This window comes from Acinetobacter towneri DSM 14962 = CIP 107472, from assembly GCF_000368785.1.
Lineage (GTDB): Bacteria > Pseudomonadota > Gammaproteobacteria > Pseudomonadales > Moraxellaceae > Acinetobacter > Acinetobacter towneri.
Genome location: NZ_KB849689.1, coordinates 554,150 through 557,511, shown reverse-complemented (window position 1 = coordinate 557,511; position 3,362 = coordinate 554,150). Strand labels below are relative to the sequence as shown.

Here is a 3,362-nt window from a genome sequence, read left to right as displayed (position 1 = left end):
TAATATAATTTCACCACGTGCCGCTTGCTCTCGTAATTTTTCAATCTGCTGTGTTGCTTGTTCAAATGCAATCGGATCTCTTTTTTTTCAAGCTATGACGGGTACGCTTGAAGACCATACCTGAATCACGTAAAAACTTACGAATGGTTTCAACAGACACGGACACTTCGTATTCTTCATGTAGTTTGACTCGGATTTGTTCTGCATTGAGTGGACTTGTATTGACCCAATCTAGGATTTTTGCCTGATAGTCTGAGATCAATGTATTGGGCCGACCTGAGCGATGACCTTCTTTAATCGATTCAAACTCATACAATTCCCAACGTCGACGTTGTAGCCTTATGGTTTCTGGGATACGTTCTTGTAGAGTGGCAACTTCCGCAACACTTTTACCTTCAGAAAGCCAGAGAATAGTTTGGGCACGTTGTCTTTCACGCCAATGTTTTGCATGCTTGGCCAGAAAAATGAGTCGTTCTCGCTGTTCTAAACTAAGTGGTACAGAAACAATTCGAGGCATGTGTGAACATCTGTTAACTAAAAAAACTTTTTCGCATGATTAGTTATTTTTGTCAACTTAACTTGGGTTATATAATATAATAGGATAAAGTGTAGCTATGAGGGGCAGTTGCATTAGCTTGTATAATTTATTTAGCTACCTTTGTCGAGTAAATTACATACTTGAAACGTCAACTTTTTAGACTATTAAACATGTGCTGTTTTGAATTAGGGAGATGCCCTAGTGAAATAATATAGGGTGAGGGAGTAAAAAATGAAGATTAAAAAATGTTTGTTAGTATCAGTCGCACCGGTGGCGTTGGTATTTCCATTGACTGTTCATGCAGATACATTGAATAGTAATTTTTTCATGGAAACGTCAGGTGGTGGTTTTATCTATGTAGATACTACGGAAGGTGTTAAGCCTCCAGGAATTAAGGCTGTTACCTTTACAAGTACAAGAAATCCAGAAGGTAAAGAACCTGAGTTTGTCGAACCATATTACAACTCTGTTACTAACTTTTCGGACCTCAAGTCACGCGGTGAAGTCACCAACTGTTTGATGGCCAATAATGAGGCTTTTTGCGACTCTGCACCTGGATCTGGCAAACGTATTAAAAATTATTTAACTGGTATGGATCCATTTGATACGCGTTTCCGTACTACAACAAATGAAGTTATAGGTACTTCAGTGGACTATTTCACGTTTGGAAAGATATCCAATTTTACAGGTGCGCGTATCACTGGTTTAAATATTGAGGTACTGGATAAAGATGGCAAATTGATGGATCCAACTGATCCTGCCAATGCAGTATTGTTCAATACTGCTGCAACAAAGATTGGTCTTGGCGCTAGTCTAACTGATGGTTTATTCGGTAATGGTGGACAAGAAGGTGAGGACAGTACAGGTTTTTTCGTCTCTGGTGAGAAAGCAATATTTACAAAAGACGCTGTAGCACCTAATAAGTTAGAGTTTGGTGATTTAGATCTTGATGGCTATACGAAGCACTTCGGAAAGGGTTACCTAGATAACACTATGGTACCGGATGGTATGTTCTGGGACTATAGTAACGGTGTTGAAGAAGCTGCTCTTGTTGCGTGGAATAACTTAGCGGGTGGTGGCTGGACCTATGGCAATCTAACTGATACTCGTCTTCAAGCTTTAGCTGATTCATTAGGTGTTGACGTATCAGCATTAGCTTATGCATCTGGAAAATTAGTACCAGCTGAAATCCTTGCGGCAGCTAAAGAAAAAGGCTTCGAAGTTTTACCTATTGAAGATCTACGTAATGCCAACTTAAACTACACCATGAGCATTGGCAATATTGATGGTAATGAGTTTGTTGTTCGTATATCTAAAGAGTTTGCGCCCATCGTTGCGAATGCAACAACTGAAATGCAATTAAAAAATGCGATTTATTTAGATACGTTAGCTAACGTACCATATCTAAATACTGTTGAAGGTAGTGCTGAAAAATATCAAGCAGCAATCGAAAGTCTTATTGCTGAAGGAAACGCAAACGACGTTGCAAGAGCTTTGGAAAGTGTTGGGTTTGGCCATGCGCCAGCATTTACTAGTATTGGCTTTGAGACCGCACGTGACCAAGTTGCTGCGATCACAAGATATGTTCCTTGGAGTAGCAACAACGGCAACCAAAAAGCTGCGTCAAATGACACGGGTAGCTGGTCGTCGATGGATAGCGATCTATATGGCTTCGTCTCACCGAGCCTTTCACGTTCAGAGTATGATCCATTATCTAACGCTTTAGGCTATGATGTTGATGTGTATTCGCTAACGGCAGGTATAGAGAAGCGTCTAACAAATACTAACTCATCAGTTGGTCTAGCAGTAGGTTATACCGATGCAACGGCAAAGACCCATCAATATTTTGGCGAAATAGAAGCTGATGGTTACTCTGTAGCAGCATTCACGCGCACTCGTTTCGGTGAGGGTGGATTGGTGCAAGCGTTGGTCGGTTATCAAGATTTATCTTATGAATCAAAACGAGATACATTTGAGGGTGATACCGCCACTGGTAAGACTGACGGCACGCAGGTGTTTGCGGCGTTAAGTGTCGATTACTTAAAAAATATAGGTGCGTTCAAAATCGGTCCAACTGCTTCAATTGAATACTATGATGTCTCAGTTGATGGCTTTACTGAAAATGGCACAGATATTTGGAATTTAGCAGTTGGAGATCAAGATTCTAATATCCTTCGAACTTCTATCGGTGTACTTGGTGAATATCAATTCCCTACTAGTAATACTCGTCTACTAGGTAGTGTTAAATACACGAATGTCTCTGGAGACGATCTTAATATCCAAACTGGCATTGTAGGTCAAGCAAGATCTCTCGCTCCTTACACAGTGCAAGGTATGGATAAAGATTTGGTAAACTTTAGTATCGGATTAGACCATGTTATTAAATCTAATGACTCTAGCCAAGTTGCTTTATACGGTGGTTATAATGGAAAATTTGGTAGTGACTATGATAATCAAGGCATCCAAATAGGCATTAATTCTACTTTTTAAAGAGATAGAAAACTCTTTTCTTTCTCTTAGAGTTTGAGATTTTATGAGAAGTCAGATACTAAGTTATCTGGCTTTTTTTATGAGTATATTTTGCCTAAAAAAGTGTCAGTTTATTCGTAAGCGTGTAAGCGTCCGCTGAATCCCATACCAATTTTAATGTAAGCGTCCGCTGAATCGGTAATACCCCCTAAAAATAATTGAGTTTAAAAGTAGAAAGTCGAATAACCTTGATTTAAGGAGATTTTCTATGAAAACATCTAAGTATTCAGACAGCTTGATCATGAGTATCTTGAAGCAAGCTGAAGCAGGAACACCCATACCGAACTTGTGCCGC

General features: G+C 39.6%; 2 protein-coding genes. One reads left to right on the top strand and one right to left on the bottom strand.

From position 1 onward, the window contains the following. Positions 1-61: 61 nt before the first annotated feature. A complete protein-coding gene (locus F947_RS07015) occupies positions 62-517 on the bottom strand; it encodes a helix-turn-helix domain-containing protein (RefSeq protein ID WP_004973749.1) in 456 nt (151 codons plus the stop codon). Positions 518-769: 252 nt separating this feature from the next. Between F947_RS07015 and F947_RS07010 the strand changes: the two genes are divergently transcribed. Beyond that, a complete protein-coding gene (locus tag F947_RS07010) occupies positions 770-3,028 on the top strand; it encodes a choice-of-anchor F family protein (RefSeq protein WP_004973747.1) in 2,259 nt (752 codons plus the stop codon). Positions 3,029-3,362: the final 334 nt, after the last annotated feature.

Excerpts from the sequence above, each read along its gene's own strand:
- F947_RS07010 (WP_004973747.1), top strand. The coding sequence starts at position 770 with ATGAAGATTAAAAAATGTTTGTTAGTATCAGTCGCACCGGTGGCGTTG.
- F947_RS07015 (WP_004973749.1), bottom strand. The coding sequence starts at position 517 with ATGCCTCGAATTGTTTCTGTACCACTTAGTTTAGAACAGCGAGAACGA.